The organism is Microbacterium terrae, assembly GCF_017831975.1.
Lineage (GTDB): Bacteria > Actinomycetota > Actinomycetes > Actinomycetales > Microbacteriaceae > Microbacterium > Microbacterium terrae.
Genome location: NZ_JAFDSS010000001.1, coordinates 77,482 through 94,573, shown reverse-complemented (window position 1 = coordinate 94,573; position 17,092 = coordinate 77,482). Strand labels below are relative to the sequence as shown.

The 17,092-nt window shown below is 71.1% G+C and carries 12 protein-coding genes; 6 read left to right on the top strand and 6 right to left on the bottom strand.

From position 1 onward, the window contains the following. The first annotated feature begins 29 nt into the window (after positions 1-29). Positions 30-596 (top strand): alpha/beta hydrolase, encoded by a 567-nt coding sequence (locus JOD63_RS00370; protein ID WP_045276384.1) that lies wholly within the window; start codon positions 30-32, stop codon positions 594-596. Here JOD63_RS00370 and JOD63_RS00365 read toward each other — a convergent pair whose 3' ends face one another. Genes JOD63_RS00365 through JOD63_RS00345 form a run of 5 tightly spaced genes read right to left on the bottom strand, consistent with a single transcriptional unit; the run spans position 597 to position 9,868 of the window. After that, complete coding sequence (locus JOD63_RS00365; RefSeq protein ID WP_052682561.1) at positions 597-3,182, bottom strand: alpha-L-rhamnosidase; 2,586 nt, start codon at positions 3,180-3,182, stop codon at positions 597-599. Further along, on the bottom strand, positions 3,179-6,496 hold the full coding sequence (locus tag JOD63_RS00360) for a sugar-binding protein (RefSeq protein ID WP_045276383.1): 3,318 nt from the start codon (positions 6,494-6,496) through the stop codon (positions 3,179-3,181). Before JOD63_RS00360 ends, JOD63_RS00365 begins: the two co-directional genes overlap by 4 nt. 33 nt (positions 6,497-6,529) lie before the next feature. Then, on the bottom strand, positions 6,530-7,468 hold the full coding sequence (locus JOD63_RS00355; RefSeq protein ID WP_045276382.1) for a carbohydrate ABC transporter permease: 939 nt from the start codon (positions 7,466-7,468) through the stop codon (positions 6,530-6,532). Then, positions 7,465-8,415 (bottom strand): carbohydrate ABC transporter permease, encoded by a 951-nt coding sequence (locus tag JOD63_RS00350; protein WP_052682560.1) that lies wholly within the window; start codon positions 8,413-8,415, stop codon positions 7,465-7,467. Before JOD63_RS00350 ends, JOD63_RS00355 begins: the two co-directional genes overlap by 4 nt. A 55-nt stretch (positions 8,416-8,470) precedes the next feature. Beyond that, entirely contained in the window at positions 8,471-9,868 is a 1,398-nt protein-coding gene (locus JOD63_RS00345; RefSeq protein ID WP_045276381.1) for an ABC transporter substrate-binding protein, read from the bottom strand. A 294-nt stretch (positions 9,869-10,162) separates the two neighbouring features. Between JOD63_RS00345 and JOD63_RS00340 the strand changes: the two genes are divergently transcribed. Genes JOD63_RS00340 through JOD63_RS00325 form a run of 4 tightly spaced genes read left to right on the top strand, consistent with a single transcriptional unit; the run spans position 10,163 to position 15,664 of the window. Then, positions 10,163-11,221, top strand: coding sequence for a LacI family DNA-binding transcriptional regulator (locus JOD63_RS00340; protein WP_045276380.1), 1,059 nt, complete (start codon positions 10,163-10,165; stop codon positions 11,219-11,221). 30 nt (positions 11,222-11,251) lie between these two features. Then, complete coding sequence (locus JOD63_RS00335; RefSeq protein WP_045276379.1) at positions 11,252-12,607, top strand: Gfo/Idh/MocA family protein; 1,356 nt, start codon at positions 11,252-11,254, stop codon at positions 12,605-12,607. Then, positions 12,604-14,676: a glycoside hydrolase family 36 protein gene (locus tag JOD63_RS00330; protein WP_052682559.1), complete on the top strand. Its 2,073-nt coding sequence runs from the start codon at positions 12,604-12,606 to the stop codon at positions 14,674-14,676. Before JOD63_RS00335 ends, JOD63_RS00330 begins: the two co-directional genes overlap by 4 nt. Before the next feature lie 19 nt (positions 14,677-14,695). After that, positions 14,696-15,664 (top strand): acetylxylan esterase, encoded by a 969-nt coding sequence (locus JOD63_RS00325; protein WP_045276378.1) that lies wholly within the window; start codon positions 14,696-14,698, stop codon positions 15,662-15,664. 19 nt (positions 15,665-15,683) lie between these two features. Here JOD63_RS00325 and JOD63_RS18130 read toward each other — a convergent pair whose 3' ends face one another. Next, entirely contained in the window at positions 15,684-16,652 is a 969-nt protein-coding gene (locus JOD63_RS18130) for an alpha/beta hydrolase (RefSeq protein ID WP_052682558.1), read from the bottom strand. 48 nt (positions 16,653-16,700) lie between these two features. Here JOD63_RS18130 and JOD63_RS00315 point away from each other — a divergent pair, with 48 nt between their 5' ends. Beyond that, positions 16,701-17,090: a hypothetical protein gene (locus tag JOD63_RS00315; protein WP_045276377.1), complete on the top strand. Its 390-nt coding sequence runs from the start codon at positions 16,701-16,703 to the stop codon at positions 17,088-17,090. Positions 17,091-17,092 lie beyond the last annotated feature (2 nt).

Genomic DNA, 17,092 nt, shown 5'->3' with positions numbered 1-17,092 from the left:
TCGTGCCGGCCGCGGCGAAGGAGACCCCGATGACGACCACCCGCGGCACGATCCTGGTGCTCCCCGGCGGCGGGTACAGCCGCCTCGCCGATCACGAAGGCGAACCGATCGCGCACTGGCTGCGCGGACTCGGGTGGGACGCGCGCGTCGTGCGCTACCCCGTCGGGGTGCGGCACCCGATGCCGCTCGACGCCGTGCGTGCCGAGGTGGCGGCGGAACGCGCTGCGGGCGCATCCGTCGTCGGCGTCATCGGGTTCTCCGCAGGCGGCCATCTCGCCGGCCACGCCGCGCTCGCGCCCTCCGCACCGCACGAGCGGCCCGACTTCGCCGTTCTCTCGTACCCGGTGACGAGCTTCGTCGGGGCGCCGCACGTGCGCTCGCGTGCGGTGCTGGTCGGCGACGATCCGTCGGTCGCCGACGTGCCCGTGCAGCACAGCTATGTGCTGGCGCAGGCCCTCGCGGCCGCGAGGGTGCCGCATGAGCTGCACGTCTTCCCCGGCGACATCCACGGCGTCGGCCTCGCGAGCGGCACGGCTGCTGCGGCGTGGACCGGCCTCTGTACAGACTGGCTCACCCGCTGGGATGCCGAGCTCTGATCACGACGCCGCGGATGTCGCGAGCGTACGGACGACGGTCGTTCCGCTCTGCAGCGGCGCCGTCACCTGCCCCAGTCGGGCGGTGCCCCGCACTCCGGGCGGCAGTACGACGGTGAGCACGATCTCGTCTCCGGTGCGCTCCCACCGCGACGCGACCCGGCCGCGCACCGTCTGCAGGCTCCCCTCGACCCAGTCGAGCCGTGGATCCACGTGCGGGGCGATGACGACATCGGCGAACCCGACCGACTCCGCCGCCTGCGCGATCCCGGCGACGTCGGTGTAGATCCACTCCCCCACCGAGCCGAGCGAGTAGTGGTTGAACGAGTTCATCTCAGGGGTCTGGAATCCGCTCTCGGGCGTCCAGCCGTCCCAGCGCTCCCAGATGGTGGTGGCGCCGTTGTCGATGGAGAACCCCCACGAGGGGAACTCGCGCTGGAACAGCAGGTCGTAAGCGAGGTCCGGACGACCGAACCGCGCCAGCGTGGGGCACAGCAGCGCCACGCCGTGGAAGCCCGTCGTCAGGCGCGCGCCGCGATCTTCGACTTTCTCGACGAGTCGGGCGAACAGCGCATCGCGGTCCTCCTCGGGCGCCAGGTCCCAGGCGAGCGTCATCAGGTAGCCCGTCTGCGAGTCGCCCGTCACGCGTCCGCGCTCGGCGAGGAACGTCTCGCGATACGCGCGCCGGATCAGCGCGGCGCGAGCTTCGAGCGACGCCTGCGCGGCGTCGTCGCCCAGCACGCCGGCGATCCGCGCGGCCACCGCCGTCGCGTGCGCGTGGTACGCCGTGGCGACGACCTCCTTCGGCGTGTGCTCGTCGACCGACAGCCAGTCGCCGTAGTCGTTCCCCCGGCCGCTGCACCAGACGCCGTCGGGATTGCGCACCGCGACATAGTCGAGCCAGCGACGCATCGGCTCGAACATCTCGCGCAGGATCTCGACGTCGCCGTACGTGCGGTACATGGTCCACGGCACGAGCACGATCGCGTCGCCCCATCCCGGCGCGCCGTAGTCGAACAGCGTCGTCCCCGGGGAGCGCGGGATGACGTCGGGCACCGATCCGTTCGGCAGCTGCGCAGCGACGAGGTCGGCGAGCCAGCGACGCAGCAGCGCCTGGAGGTCGGCGTTGAGGGTCGCCGTCGGCGCGAACACCTGCACGTCGGCGGTCCAGCCGAGTCGCTCGTCGCGCTGCGGGCAATCCGTCGGGACCGAGACGAAGTTGCCGCGCTGACCCCACCGGATGTTCTCGATGAGCCGGTTGAGGAACGGCGACGAGGTCGTCACCTGTCCGGTCCACTCCACGTCGGACGAGAGCACGACCGCCCGCACGTCGGCGGCGTCCACGTCGGCGCCGGAGAGCTCGGCATAGCGGAAGCCGTGGAACGTGAACGCGGGCTCGGCCGGACTCGTCGTGCGGAAGTGGTCGATCGCCTCCGCCGACCGCAGGTTCTCCACGTACAGCTCGCCGTCGGCGTCGAGCACCTCGCCGTGACGCACCCGGAGCGGCTGATCAGGACTCGCCGGCACCCGGAGGCGCCCCACGAGATTCTGCCCGAAGTCGACGATCGTGCGCTCGGGCGTGCGGTCGATCGTGACCGGCGCGAGCTCGGCGACGGCGCGGACCGGCTCGTCGCGCTGGCCGATCACGGGACCGATCTCGGGGTCGAGCACGACGGCGGCGCGCCAGCGCGCATCGTCGAACCCGCGTCCGGTCCAGCCCGGAGTGCCGAATCGCGCGTCGATGTGCTCGCCCATGAGGAGGTCGGCCCACCGCCGACGGCCCGCGTGCTCGCGCCACGCGGCATCCGTCCCCACGACCGTGCGGGTGCCGTCGACGTGGTCGATCACGAGCCGAGCGAGCAGCTGCGGCGCCGTGCCGTAGTGGTGCGCATGATGGCGATGGTCGAACCCGAGGAACCCCGACCACCAGCCCTCGGCGACCTCGGCGGCGACCACGTTCTCGCCGATCCGCAGGAGCTCGGTGATGTCGAAGGTGCGGTATTGGATGCGCGTGCGGTAGTCGGTCCAGCCCGGCAGCAGCTCGTCCGCGCCGACGCGCGCGCCGTTCACGTACGGCAGCACCAGTCCGCGCGCCGTGACGGTGAGCCGCGCGCGCTCGGCGGGAACGTCGATCGCGAAGGAGCGGCGCAGCTGGAGCGGCGGCTCGAGGTTCGTCGTGCGCGGCGTGAGTCGAACCGCCGCGACGCTGTCGCGATCGGCCGCGTCGACCGCGCCGTTGGGCTCGGGGTCACGGCCGATCCAGCGCGCGTCAGCCCAGTCGGTGACGCCGGTCTCGAACGCGGCCTCCGCGGAGTGGGTCTCCCCCGAGGGCCAGCGCACCTCCACAATCCACCGATACGTCGACTCGGGCTCGAGGTCGGGTCCGCCGTAGCGGGTCGAGACACGATCGCCCGGCATCCATTCGCTCGTCCAGTCAGCCGCATCCCCGGCGAGCGGGCGCACGCGCACGCGCACGCTCTCCGCAGCGCCGCCATCTCCCCGGAGCGACCAAGACAAGGTCGGGCGCGGTTCGTCGACCTCGCTCGGGCTGTCGCGCGCGTTGACGCGCAGTCGGTAGGCCTCGATCATCCGAAGATCACCGGCTCGAACAGCTCCGAGTCCTTCGCCGTCGTGATCCCGCCGCCCCACTGCACCCAGCCGCGCGTCCCGTCGCCGTCGGCGTCGTTCGCCACGATCGAGAGCGAGGCGGCAGAGGCCGGCCCGACCCCGATCGGAGACAGGGTGCTCCACGGCACCGCGGCCTCGTAGGTCGTGACGCCCGTGGACTCGTCGCGGACGGCGGCGATGTCGAGGTCGGTGAGGAACCCGCCCACCGAGCCCGACGCGTAGCGGTAGAGCTGGGGGCCGGCGGGAGTGCGGGCGAATCCGAACTCGATCCGGGGCTGGATCTCGGGGCGGAGGGCGGTCTCACCCGGCCACCCCGGGGCGATCGCGAACTGCAGCCCGTCGGCCTGCCAGGTCGCGTTCCCGGTGAACGGCTGCGTGTGGATGTCGTCTCGCACCTCGGCGGTCAGATAGAGATGCTCGTCGTCCCAGGTGAACCACGCCGTCGCCGCGATGCTGTCGGCGTCGACGCCCGGTGCCGCGAGGCGCTGCCCGGGCGCATCCGCGAGGTCATCGCGCACGCCGTCGACGACGATCGTGCGCTCGGCCACGGTCGCCACATCGGCGTGATCGCGGGCGGACAGGATGCCACGCGTGGAGACCACGCCGACGCCGTCCACGTGCACCGCCACGCGGTACTCCGTCTCCCCCGCTCCGGCGGGCGCCGCGGGCGAGTCCAGCGCGACACGAGCGCCCGGGGCCACCTCGATCGACTCGGCGGTGGAGTCGGAGTCGTCGCCGAACGACCAGTCGGCACGCGAGATGTGCTGCGCGGCCCCCGTCGCGTTCGTGTACGTGACGCGGAGACGGTCTTCTCCGTCGACGACGATGTGTGCAGCCGCGAGCGCCGCCGTGCGCGGGCGCAGCTCGGTCACCGACGGCGAGGAGGCTTCACCGTCGACCGTGGCGACGATGGTGAGATCGGCGATGCTCTGCTGCAGATCAGCCCCGGGGGTGATCGTCAGCGGCACCTCGACCCGCCCCCCGGCCGGGATGCCGACACCGGTGCCGGCGCCGGCCACCTGCCACCCGCCCTCGGCGGTCGCGCTGACCACGGCGGTCACATCGTGGTCGTTGAAGTTGTAGAGCTCGGCCGTGAGCGCCGTCGGCGCGGTGGTCGACAGCCCGTAGCCGTAGAGCTGCGCGTTCTTCGAGGTGTCGGCGTCGAAGACCTGCTGCACGATCACGCGTTCGGCGTCGGTGAAGCCGTCAGCGGTGACCGCGGCCGCCGGAGCGACGTGCGCCGGGGCGGCCTCGACACCGCGGAAGCCCTTCGGGGCCGAGACGTAGACCGGGTCAGGTCCGACGGTGAGCGTGACCTTCCCACCCTTCACCGCGGCGTCGGCGGGGCGGCCCATCAGGTCGGTGACGGCGCCAGTGTTCCCCTTGACCCGGATCGACACCTCGGTGTCGACGTCCGCCCACAGCACGGCCGTCGGCTCGGCGCCGGTGTCGAAGACGTATGCCGAGACCCCCTCGGGAAGCCCCGACAGACGGCCCGCGTACCGGCCCTCGCCGAGCTCGGCGGTGAGCACCGACTGCGCCGTCAGAGCCGCCATCGGCTCATCGGGGCTGCGGTACATGCTCCAGTACGACACGCCCTCTCGGTACGGCGCGGCGATGAAGAAGAACTGCTTCGTACTGCCCTGCGCGAGCGACTCTGCGGCCGAGGTCACGATGTAGCGGGCCTGCAGCTTCTCCTGGCCGGCGGTGGGCAGCTGGGTGGCGTCGGCGGTGTTCAGCGCGATGCCAGCCTCGGTCACCCAGCGGCCCTTCGCGTCGCCGCCGAACGCCTCGGCGGCGGAGATCTGGCTGCTGAAGTCCGGGTGTGCGTTGCCCGAGGCGATCGAGTTGACGGTCGTGTGCGTGTGGTACGCGTAGGCGTCGAGATAGTCGAGGATGCCGTTGCGGAACTGCCACTGCGCGTAGTGCGGGTCGACGCCGGCGAGGCCGCCGCCGATCATCTGCGCATCGGTGCCGGAGTCGAGGAACCCGAGGGCCGCGGCTTTGATCACCGAGGCGTAGCGGTCGGCCCCCTCGGACTCGAGCGCGAACTTGCGGTTCTGCTCGTTCCACAGCTGCCACGCGTCGACGAGTCCGTCGTAATGCTCCCCCGCGGCGAGCGCGAACGCGTACATGTCGCGCAGGTCCTGAGGCAGCTCGCGGGTGCTCGTCCGCGTCCACGACGGGCCGTCGTGGAACGACGACATCGTCTTCAGCCCGGCGGCGTCGGCGGCTTCGAGCCACGCCTGCGGCTGCTGCTCGCCCGAGAAGTCGATGGTTCCGGGGCGGGGGTTGATCACGTCGTTCCAGCGCTGCCGATCGCGGATCCAGTCCACGCCGGTGAGCTCGAGCACGTGTGCGAACGCCTCGGCGTCGTCTGACGCGATGAGCTTCGACCCGTAGACGTCGACCGCGAACGGGCTGTCGTCGATGTCGGCACGGTCAGCCGACGACGGCAGCACCGCGAAAGCGCCGGTGACGGTCGCCGTCTCACCGGCGAGCCGGGCCTCCACCCGGTACGCCCCGGTGTCGAGGTCGTCTCCGAGGTCGATCGCGGCGATGGTGCCGCCCGTCGCGACCGTCGTCGTGCCGGCGGCGATCTCGGCGCCGTCGTAGTCGGCGACCGTCCACTCGACCGCGGTCTCGCCCGGAGCGTCGGCATTGAGTGCGGCCTCGAGCGAGACGGACTCGCCCGCTTCGAACACGCCGAAGCGGTCGGGGGCGGTCACCGAGGCGAGCTGCACCGGCACCGGCGTCAGCGTGAACGCGTCGAGGAACATCGCGTAGTTGGTGTTCGGCGAGGTGCGCCGCTCGGTCACCTGGAACGTCACCGTGTTCACGCCCTCCGCCAGGGTGACGGTGCCGAGCTCGTAGGTGCGGAGCTCCGGCGAGACCACGGCGAGCTGGCGCGCCTTCGAGGTGTCCTGCCACGCGCCGTCGTTCACGCGGAACCGGTACGGCGACGCCCACGCGACGCCCACCGGGATCGTCGTGGCGTCGAGGCGGTAGTGGGAGGCGGCCGGCACGGTCACCTCGTAGCTCGCGACGTACCCTCCGGCGGGCGCCGCGGCAGCGGTGTACAGCTGCAGCGACCTTCCGCCGCTCGCGGCGTTCTGCGCGGCCGCTCCCGGCGTGATGTTGGTCGACGTCGGGCTCTCACCCTCGACGGTCAGCGGATCGGCGGCGGCGGCAGGTGTGGCGGCGAGCGTGCCGAGCACGAGCGCGGCGACGAGCGCGGGGGCCGCGCCGAGGCGGCGCAGGCGTGACGGATTCATGCGGATCTCCTTCGATCTCGAACGGGATGCGTCTCAGCCCTTCACGGCGCCGGCGGAGCCGGCTCCCGAGAGGAACTGCTTCTGGAATGCGATGAAGACGGTGATGGGGATGATGACGGCGATGAACATGCCCGCCATGAGCACGGCGAGGTCGGCCTGCGGCGCCACCGTGCTCAAGCCCACCGACAGCGGCTGCTTGCCTGGGGTCGGAAGAGCGAGCAGTGGCCAGAGGAAGTCCTTCCACGAGGCCACGAACGCGAGGAGCGCGACGACACCGATGATCGGACGCGCCATCGGCAGCACGATCGACCACAGGATGCGGACCGGCCCGGCGCCGTCGACGCGCGCAGCCTCGAACAGCTCGCGCGGGATGGTCTCGAAGTACTGCTTCATGATCAGCACGTTGAACGCGCTCACCCCGTTCGGGAGCCAGACGGCCCAGTACGAGTCGAGCAGGCCGAGGTCGATGACCGTCAGGTACAGCGGGATGAGCGAGATCACTCCGGGGATGAACAGCGTCGCCATGATCGCCGCGTTGAGGACGGGACCGTACTTCGGCCGGAGCACGGCGAGCACGTAGCCGAGGGTCACCGACGCGAAGACGGCGACCACGACCTCACCGGTCGTCAGGATGAGCGAGTTCGCGGTGAAGCGGCCGATCTGGATCTGGTTCCAGGCGTCGGTGAGGTTGTGCCACTGGATGCCCGAGGGCCACAGCGCGAACGGCTGCGTGAGGATGTCCTGCGTCGTCGAGACCGCCGACTTGGCGAGCCACAGCAGGGGGCCTGCGGAGATCACGACGAGGAGGCCGATCGCGACGGCGAGCAGCACCCGGAAGACGATGCGCGTGCTCCGGCGCGAGAGGTCGGCATCCGAGACGTTCGACCGCTCGAGCGAGCGCGAGCCGGTGCGACGCCGGGCGGCGGCCGGGGCGACGGCGGCGATCGTGCGCGTGGATCCGGTGAGGGTCATCGCTTGCTCCACTTCCGGGAGAGCCACAGGTAGACCGCGGCGAAGAGACTCAGCCCCACCGCGAGCATCAGGCTGAGCGCGGCCGCCTGGCCGAAGTTGCCGTAGATGAACGCATAGCGGTAGATGAGCATGAGGAGGGTGACGGTGCTGTTGTTCGGGCCGCCGCCGGTGAGCAGGAACGGCTCGGTGAACACCTGGAACGTGCCGATCAGCTGGAGCAGGAGCAGGAGCAGGATGGTGCCGCGCATCTGCGGCAGGGTGATGTGCCAGATGCGTCGCAGGATGCCGGCACCGTCGATCTCGGCGGCTTCGTACAGCTGCGTGTCGATCGACAGGAGCGTGGCGAGGTAGATGATCGTGGTCGACCCGAACGCCCCCCACGTCGCGACGAGCACGATCGAGAGCATCGCCGTCGACGGCGACTGCAGCCACGGCAGCGGACCGATGCCGACCGTCGCGAGCACGGTGTTGAACAGGCCGCGCGAGCTCGGATCGTAGAACACCTGCCACAGCAGGATCGAGACCACCGGAGGGATGACCACCGGGAGGAAGACCAGCACGCTCGAGATCTGGCGCGAGCGTCGCATCTCGGCGATCAGCACGGCGAAGAAGATCGGGATCGGGAAGCCGATGAGCAGCGCCAGCGCCGCGTAGAGGGCGGTGTTCGCGAGCGCCTGACCGAGGAGCGGGTCGGCCAGCACCCGCTGGAAGTTCTCGATGCCGACCCACGAGGTGTCGATCAGGTTCGTCTTCTGGAACGAGAGGACGAGGCCTCGCAGGATCGGCCACCACGAGAACATCGCGAACAGCAGCACGGCTGGAAGGGCGATGAGAAGTCCGGATGCTCCGCCCCGGAACAGGCGCCGACGCCGCTGCGGGGGCGGTGCGACGATCTCGTCCATCGCGGTGACGGCGGGGACGACCGGCGGCGACGTGACTGATGACATGGGTTCTCCTTGCAGGGGTGCGGGGGCGGCATCCGCATGCCGCCCCCGCGTCGTGTCACTCCGCCTGGGCGTCGTCGACGATGGTCGACGCCTGCTGCTGGGCCTGGGCGAGGAGGGCGTCGATGTCGGCGTTCTCGTCGGTCAGCACCGCTTGCAGCACGGTGTCGAGCAGTCCGTAGACCTGCTGGGCTTCGACGGCGGGCTCGGTGACCACCTCGAAGTCGGGCGAGCGGGTCGCGGAGTAGTACGTCTCGAGGTTCTCGAGCGGCACGTTGATGCTGTCGGCGATCGCCTCGAGGTACGCGTCGTACTGCTCGGGTGCGACCAGCGGCAGACCGACGCGCGGAACGGTTCCGCCCGCCTCGGCGGTCGCCGCGGCCTCCTCCGCCGCGAAGTCGGCGTCTGCGAAGCGGTTGAGGTAGAAGAAGTTCGTCCAGTCCACCGCGGCGTCGGTCTCGGCCTCGGTCGCGTCGGCGCGCACGATCGAGACGGATCCGCCACCCAGCGAGCCGAGGCCGCCCGCAGCCTGGGGCAGCGGGAACAGACCGTAGTCCTCGGGCGCCATGCCGAAGTTCCGGACCATCGGGTTATACCACTCGGAAGCGCCGACCATCATGCCGTACTGGCCGGCCGCGAACGCGGGCCCGGCGGCGTCGAAGTCGAGGAGGAAGTTGCTGCCGAGCGCATCGTCGTCCCAGCGGAGGTCGGAGAGGAACTCGAGCGCGTCGGCGGTGGCGTCGTTGTCGATCGTCGAGGTGGCGACGCCGCCGTCGGTCTCCTGCACGAGCCCTCCGAACGCGGCGCTGAGCGCGGTGAGGGTCCATCCGCCCTGGTTGGTCGTCGTCAGCTGCGCCAGGCCCGCGGCATCCGTCTTCTCGGTGATCGTCGCGGCCGCCTCCGCGACCTCGTCCCACGTCTCGAGGGTGACGTCGGGGTCGAGACCGGCCTGCTCGAAGACGGCGCGGTTCACGAGGACGGCGAGCGTGAAGGCTGAGACGGGGATGCCGTAGTAGCCGCCGTCGGGGCCGACGACGTTGGCCGTGACGGACTCGTTCAGGGTCGTGAGCACCGGGTCGGCTTCGAAGTACGCGCCCAGCTCCTTGACCTGCTCGCGGGCGATGAGCGACTGGATCTCGGTGACCGGCACGCCCATCACCACAGGCAGCGTGCCGCCGGCGAGCTGCGCGGCGAACGTCGTCGGGTCGTACACCGTCTCGCTGCCCTCGATCGTGATGCCGGGGTTGAGCTCTTCGAACTCGGCGACCTTCTCGTTGAACAGCTCGAGCGCGGCCTCGTCGGTCGCGGCGGGCATGCCGCCGACGGTGAGCACGACCTCTTCGCTCTCGGCAGGCGTCTCGGAGTCGGCAGCGCTGCAGCCGGCGAGCACGATCGCGGTCGCGGCGAGGGAGGCGAAAGCTCCCAGTACGGCTGGGCGTCGCAGGGGACGTTGCATGGACTTACTCCTTTGTAATGGGATGCGGCGGCACCGATGCCGGGCGCACGAGGTTTCTTGCTGCAGGAACGCCTCCGACGGTGCCGAGGCGATGTCGACCGTACAGGAATTGGATCGGTTCAACAACCCCTCAAAATCTCGAGTCGTTCGCGGCGAGGCCGGTATGGTAGACATCACTGGAGACAAGGATTCACAGCGATTGACGCCTGAATTCGCAAAACTGGATCAGTTCAATCCTCGCGACTCGGAGCCGACAGGCTAGGGTCGGACCACATCGACTCACTGGAGGGGTTCATGAAGCGGGTCGCCATCACCGACGTCGCCGCGGCGGCGGGGGTCTCGAGGTCGACCGTGTCGAACTACCTCAACCGCCCCGAGATCCTCTCCCCGTCTGCGCGCGGGCGCATCGCGCGTGCGATCGACGAGCTCGGGTTCGTTCCGAGCGACGCCGCCCGCAAGATCAGCTCCGGCGACACCAGCACCATCGGCTACGTCGCACTGGAGTTCACGAACCCGTTCTCCGGCCTCATCGCCGACGCCATCGAACGGCGCGCGATCGAGACGGGGCGCACGGTGATGATCGGCAACTCCGCCGGATCGACGGCGCGGCAGCTGGAGTACCTCGCACTGTTCGAGCGCAAGCGCGTGTCGGGGATCATCATCGCCACCCTCGACGAGATCGAGCCGCACCTCGCCGCCATGCGCAGCCGCGGCACTCCGAGCGTCGTCACCGGCAGGCGCCCGCTGACGGCGGAGCAGGCATCCGTCTCCGCGGGCGACGCCGAGGGCGGTTACCTCGCCGCCCGGCATCTCCTCGAGATCGGGCGACGGCGTCTCGCATTCGTCGGCGGCCCCTTCAGCGTGCAGCAGGTCAGCGAGCGCTTCGACGGCGCGAGCCGTGCCGTGCGGGAGTTCCCCGGAGCGTCGCTCAGCGTGCTCCGCGCCGATGACCGCACCATGAGCGCAGGCTTCGCGGCGGGAGTCGAGATGGCCACCCGCGGCGATCAGCTCCCCGACGGCGTCTTCGCCGTGAACGACCTCGTCGGGCTCGGGGTCGTCCGCGGCCTCACCTCCTTCGGCGTGGAGGTGCCGCGCGACGTCGCCGTCATCGGCTTCGACGGCGACGACATCGCCGCAGTCGCCGCCATCCCGCTCTCCACGATCAGCACCCCCGGCGAAGCGATCGGCGAGACCGCCTTCGACCTGCTCCTGCACGAGCTCGGCGACACCGGGCGCTCGTTCGACTCCCGCCAGCAGGTCGTCGCCCCGAGGCTCATCGTGCGCGCCTCGACGAGCGGATCGGATGCGCCCGAGCCCGACATCGACCAGCTCGCGCGTCCCACCTCTCTCTGATCCACCTCCGATTCGAAGGACTGTCGCCCCATGGATGCTGCGACCCGCCCGCTTCGCTACGCCGTCCTCGGCGCCGGCGCGCGCTCCGAGACGTACGTGCGCGGCATCGCCGACGCCCGGCGCACCGATGCCACCCTCCACGCCATCGGCGATGTCAACGCCGGCAGGGCCCAGCACTTCCGCGCTGTCGCGACGACAGCCGGCGCCGAAGACGTCGTCACGTTCGCGCCCGACGACCTCGAGGAGGTCATCGCGCGACACGACATCGATCGCGTGATCGTCACGACGCCGGATGCGACGCACGCCGCGTACGTCGTGCGCGCGCTGCACGCCGGGGCCGATGTCATCGTCGAGAAGCCGCTGACGACCGACCTCGAGGGCGCGCGCGCGATCGCTGATGCCGCGGAGGAGACCGGACGCTCGGTGACGGCGACGTTCAATTACCGATACTCGCCGCGCAACTTCGCCCTGAAGGAGCTGCTCCTCTCGGGCGAGATCGGCCAGGTGACCTCGGTGCACTTCGAGTGGGTGCTCGACACGGTGCACGGCGCCGACTACTTCCGCCGCTGGCACCGCCTGAAGACCAACTCGGGCGGGTTGCTCGTCCACAAGTCGAGCCACCACTTCGACCTCGTCAACTGGTGGCTCGCCGATGCGCCGCGGCGTGTCTACGCGAGCGGCGGACTGCGCTTCTACGGTGCGGCCAACGCCGCCTCACGCGGTCTCGGGGCACGACCCGAGCGCGGGAGCGTCGGCGCACCGACGGACGATCCGTTCGTGCTCGACATGCGCACCGTTCCCGGCCTCGCCGAGCTCTATCTGCGCAACGAGACGCATGACGGGTATGTGCGAGACCTCGACGTGTTCTCGGCCGACATCACGATCGAAGACAACCTCGCACTCGTCGTCGACTATGCGCGGGGTGCGACCATGACGTACTCGCTCAATGCCCACTCCCCGTGGGAGGGCTACACCGTCTCGATCAACGGCACGGAGGGTCGCGCCGAACTGACGGTCGTCGAACGGGCCGCGGTGTCGAGCCCGGCGGTGGTCGATCCGAGCTACAGCGACGTGCGCACGCAGTCGCCGCAGCGCACCGAGGGTGAGCGCCTGCTCGTGCAGCGCCACTGGGGCGAGGCGCGCGAGGTGCCGATCCCCGGCGGCGGCGGCAACCACGGCGGCGGTGATGAGCGGATGCTCGACGATCTCCTGCATCGCGAGCCGGAGGCCGATGCGCTCGGCCGACGAGCCGACTTCCGCGACGGCGTGCGCGCCATCGCCGTGGGCATCGCGGGGAACCTCTCGCTGGAGACCGGCACGGCGGTCGACCTCACCACCATGGGCCTCCCCGGCTGGGCGCGACCCGACGCGGCGGTGACCCGATGATCGATTCCACCGCTGTCGTGCCCGCGGCGATCGAACTCACGCGCGACGCGGTCGCCCTCGTCGTCGACACCGGCGACGCCGCTCCCGCCACGGTGCGCAGTCTCGCCCGCGCAGATGCACCGAGCGTCCTCGCGCCGCACCGTCTCGTCGAAGTCTTCACCGCCGCCGAGCGCCACGATCGCATGACGCTGGGCTACGTCGGATCCGCGATCGGCTCACGGCTGCGCGTGGTCGCGGCCGAGGTCGACGCAGACCGCGGCGCCGTCCGCCTCACCCAGCACGACCCGGTCACCGGCCTGCGCGTGGACTCCCGCATCGAGCTCCTCGCCGGCGGTGTGCGCATCGCCCACACCGCGACCAACTCCGGCGAGCGCGACGTGGTGCTGTTCGGGCTGCCGACCCTCACGGTGCGCATGGCCGCCGAACCTGCCGAGCTGACGCTCGCGTCGGGCAGGAGCGAGTGGCTCGGCGAAGGCCGGTGGCGTGAGGATGCCGTCGCGGGTCTCCTGCCCGAACTGGGCTTCGCCGCCGTCGCCCAGCCCGACCGCACCGGCTTCGGCCAGAGCAGCTCGGGCGGATGGTCGACGGGCAGCGTGCTCCCGGTCGGCGTGCTCGCCGCCCACGACGGCCGGGCGCTCGGCTGGCAGATCGAGTCGTCGGCCGGCTGGCAGTGGTCGCTGTCGCGCGGCGACGGCGGTGTCGTCGTCAGCGCCGGCGGTCCCACCGAGCGCGAACACCAGGCCGAGGTGCGGCTGCGCCCCGGTGAGAGCACCACGACGGTGCATGCCGCCTGTGTGATCAGCGATCACGGCCGCGACGGGGCGTTCGGCGAGCTCACCGGGTTGCGGCGCGCTCTGCGCGCGGACCATGTCAGCGGGCATCCGGTCGAGTCGACCCTGCCGCTCGTCTACAACGACTACATGAACACGCTCATGGGTCAGCCGTCCACCGAGAAGCTGCGCCCGCTCATCGCCGCCGCCGCACGCGCCGGCGCCGAGTACTTCTGCATCGACGCCGGCTGGTTCACCGACACCGCCGACTACTGGTCGGAGGTCGGCGCCTGGGAGGACGCACCCACCCGATTCACCGGCGGCCTCGGCGGTGTCATCGACGAGATCCGCGCGGCCGGGATGCGGCCGGGCATCTGGCTCGAGCCCGAGTCCGTCGGGCTCGACTCCCCCGTCGCCGACACGCTCCCCGCCGACGCGTTCTTCCAGCGCTTCGGGGAAGCGGTCGTGCAACAGCGTCGCAAGCACCTCGACCTGCGCCACCCGGCCGCACGCGCGCACCTCGATGCCGTCGTCGACCGGCTGGTGCGCGAACACGGGATCGGCTACATCAAGCTCGACTACAACATCGAGCCGGGGTCGGGCACCGACCTGCACGGCCTCGCACCGGGGCACGGACTGCTCGAGCACACCCGCGCCCTCCGCGACTGGCTCGTCGCCGTGCAGCGCCGGCACCCGGCACTGCTCATCGAGAACTGCGCGTCGGGCGCCATGCGCAGCGACTACCACCTGCTCGCGGTCACCCATATCCAGTCCACGAGCGACCAGCAGGATGCGCTCCGGTATGCCGCGGTCGCGGCATCCGCTCCTGCGACCGTGCTTCCCGAGCAGGCCGGCAACTGGGCGTATCCCGCCGTGGCGATGACGCCCGGAGAGCTGGCCGTCACGCTCGTGTCGGGGCTGTCTGGTCGGCTGTACCTCGCCGGGTTCCTCGACCAGCTGTCAGACGACGCGTTCGCGTCTGTCGCAGAGGCGGTGGCGTTCGCACGCGACCACCGGTCCGCGCTGACGGGCTCGACGCCGTTCTGGCCGGTGGGCCTCCCGGGCTGGGACGATGACACGCTCGCGCTCGGCCAGCACCTGGGCGACGGCACCGACCTCGTCTTCGTGTGGTCGCGCGGCGCTGGGGGCACGATCGACCTCGGGGCCGCATCGATCTCGCAGGAGTTCGGCGTCGGGGCGGCGTGGCAGACCACTGGCGGATCGGACGGCGTCGTGCGCATCGCGGTTCCGTCGGGGCCTGACGCCGCGGTCTTCCGCACGGTCCGTCGCCCGGCATGACGAGAGGAAGGCGACCCTGATGGCACGCCTGGACATGGCCCTGGCCGACCTGCAGTCCTACCGGCCGACGATCGCCGAACCCGCCGACTTCGACGAGTTCTGGACGACGACCCTGACGGATGCCCGCGCCGCCGGCGATGAGCCCCGGTTCACGCCCGTCGCCGCCTCGTTCACCGGCATCGACGTGTTCGATGTGTCCTTCCCCGGGTTCGCGGGCGACCCCATCGCAGCGTGGCTGCTCGTGCCCCATTCCGCCGCGCCGCTTCCGGGCATGGTCGTGTACCAGGGCTACGGCGGAGGGCGCGGACTCGCCCACGAGTGGCTCGCCTGGCCGAGCAGCGGATTCGCGACGCTGGTCGTCGACACCCGCGGCCAGGGCTCACGCCAGGACTCCGGCGACGGCACGGCCGACCCGCACGGCTCCGGGCCGGCCGTGCCGGGGTACATGACGCGCGGGATCACCGCGCCGGAGACCTACTACTACCGCCGGGTCTTCACCGACGCCGTCCGAGCCGTCGACGCCCTGCTCGCGCACCCCGCGGTGGATCCGCGTCGCATCGCCGTCACCGGCGGCAGTCAGGGCGGCGGCATCGCGATCGCCGCGGCCGGTCTGCATCCGTCGGTCGCGCGCTGTCTCGCCGACGTTCCGTTCCTGTGCCATTTCGACCGGGCGGTCGGGTTCGCCGACGCCGACCCGTACGACGAGATCGTGCGCTATCTGCGCGTGCACCGCGGCCACGAGGCGGTCGTCTTCCGGACGCTGTCGTACATGGACGGCGTGAGCTTCGCCGCGCGCGCCACCGCACCGGCGCTCTTCTCGGTCGGGCTCCACGACGCGGTGTGTCCGCCGTCGACGGTGTACGCCGCCTTCAACCACTACGGAGGACCTGCCGAGATGGTCGTCTATCCGTTCAACGGGCACGAGGGCGGTGGCGCGGCGCACTGGCTCCGCCAGGTGGAGTTCGCCGGGCCGATGCTCGCGCGCTGAGCGGGGGCGCCCGGGCCGATCACTCCGAGACGGCGTCGACGAACTCCACGCTGGCAGCCGAGATCTGCGCCCGCGCGTCGTCGTGGCTGATCTCCGGTTCGCCGTCACCCGACTGCGGCCCGTAGTCGCCGAACTGCGCGTGCGACGCACCCTCGATCTGCAGGAACGCCGCGTCCTGCGGAAGGTTCCCGCGTGAAGCGTCGATCTTCTCCGGCGTCGCGAGTCCGTCCTGGCTGCCCGAGATCGACAGCACCGCGGCGGTGAGCGAGTCGCGGATGTCGTCGGCCGGATACGACGCGTAGAAGAGCAGGCCTGCGGCAGCGGATGCCTCGTCGCCGCTCGCCTGGATGGCGGCGACGGTGCCGCCGAGCGAGTGCCCGCCGACCACCCATGCCCGCTCGTCGGGGTGCTCCGCCAGGACGGCGGAGAAGTCGCCGAGCGAGAAGAACGCGATGCCGAAAGGCTGCTTCGTGATCACCACGGTGTGCCCGGCCTCGGCCACGGGGCGCAGTACAGCCGCGTACGCCCGCGGGTCGACGAGCGCGCCGGGCTGGAAGAAGACCGCCGTGTCGTCGCCCGCCCCGGTCGGCTCGAGCACGATCCGCGTCGCCGTCTCGGTGACCGTGACGGCGGAGTCCGACTCCATCGCCGACAGCGCCGGCTCGACCGCGGTGTGCGGGCGCATCCAGGCGATCGCACCCACCCACACCGCCGCGAGGACGATGAGGGCGACCCGGCCGATCACCCGCCACACCCCACGACGAACACGGCGCAGGAGCGCGATGGCGCCGAAGCCGACGGCGCCCAGGGCCGTGGCGGCGAGGGCGATCGCGTACGCAGGATGCCCGTGCACGACGCCGCCCCACTCGGTGACGCACACCCAGACGACCACGACGAGGGCGGCGACGGCCACCGCGAGACCGATCCAGCTCAGCGCGTCGCGACGGGCATCGTGGTGGGCGGGGGTCTCGGCGGGCTGCTGGGGCACGGGTCGAATTCTCCCACGCGTGTCGGTACCCCGGTCTACGCTGGCGCGGTGGCCACCCTCGACGACCTGCGCACGACCGCGTCGACCCTTCCCGGCAGCGAGGAGCGAGCGACGACCGGCGGCGCAGCGTGGTTCGTCCGCAACAAGCTCTACGCCTGGGAGTGCCACCCGTGGCCGAGCACCCCCGAGCCTGTCCGCGCCATCATCGCCTCCGAACTCGTCGTGGGCGTGAAGATCGCCGACGCGATCGACGCCCTCGCCCTGCGCGAGATGGAGCCGCGCGTGTTCCTCCCAGCGACGACTCCATGGGGTGAGCCGAAGATCGCGTTCCGGATGGCCGACATCGACGTCGATCATCTGGCGGAGCTCGTGATCGAGGCGTGGCGGGTGCAGGCGCCGAACTACCTGCGGCGCGAGTACGACGAGAGCGTCGGCTGACC

Bases quoted from the DNA above. Each gene is read 5' to 3' on its own strand.
- JOD63_RS00370 (WP_045276384.1), top strand. From the start codon at position 30: ATGACGACCACCCGCGGCACGATCCTGGTGCTCCCCGGCGGCGGGTAC.
- JOD63_RS00365 (WP_052682561.1), bottom strand. From the start codon at position 3,182: ATGATCGAGGCCTACCGACTGCGCGTCAACGCGCGCGACAGCCCGAGC.
- JOD63_RS00360 (WP_045276383.1), bottom strand. From the start codon at position 6,496: ATGAATCCGTCACGCCTGCGCCGCCTCGGCGCGGCCCCCGCGCTCGTC.
- JOD63_RS00355 (WP_045276382.1), bottom strand. From the start codon at position 7,468: ATGACCCTCACCGGATCCACGCGCACGATCGCCGCCGTCGCCCCGGCC.
- JOD63_RS00350 (WP_052682560.1), bottom strand. From the start codon at position 8,415: ATGTCATCAGTCACGTCGCCGCCGGTCGTCCCCGCCGTCACCGCGATG.
- JOD63_RS00345 (WP_045276381.1), bottom strand. From the start codon at position 9,868: ATGCAACGTCCCCTGCGACGCCCAGCCGTACTGGGAGCTTTCGCCTCC.
- JOD63_RS00340 (WP_045276380.1), top strand. From the start codon at position 10,163: ATGAAGCGGGTCGCCATCACCGACGTCGCCGCGGCGGCGGGGGTCTCG.
- JOD63_RS00335 (WP_045276379.1), top strand. From the start codon at position 11,252: ATGGATGCTGCGACCCGCCCGCTTCGCTACGCCGTCCTCGGCGCCGGC.
- JOD63_RS00330 (WP_052682559.1), top strand. From the start codon at position 12,604: ATGATCGATTCCACCGCTGTCGTGCCCGCGGCGATCGAACTCACGCGC.
- JOD63_RS00325 (WP_045276378.1), top strand. From the start codon at position 14,696: ATGGCACGCCTGGACATGGCCCTGGCCGACCTGCAGTCCTACCGGCCG.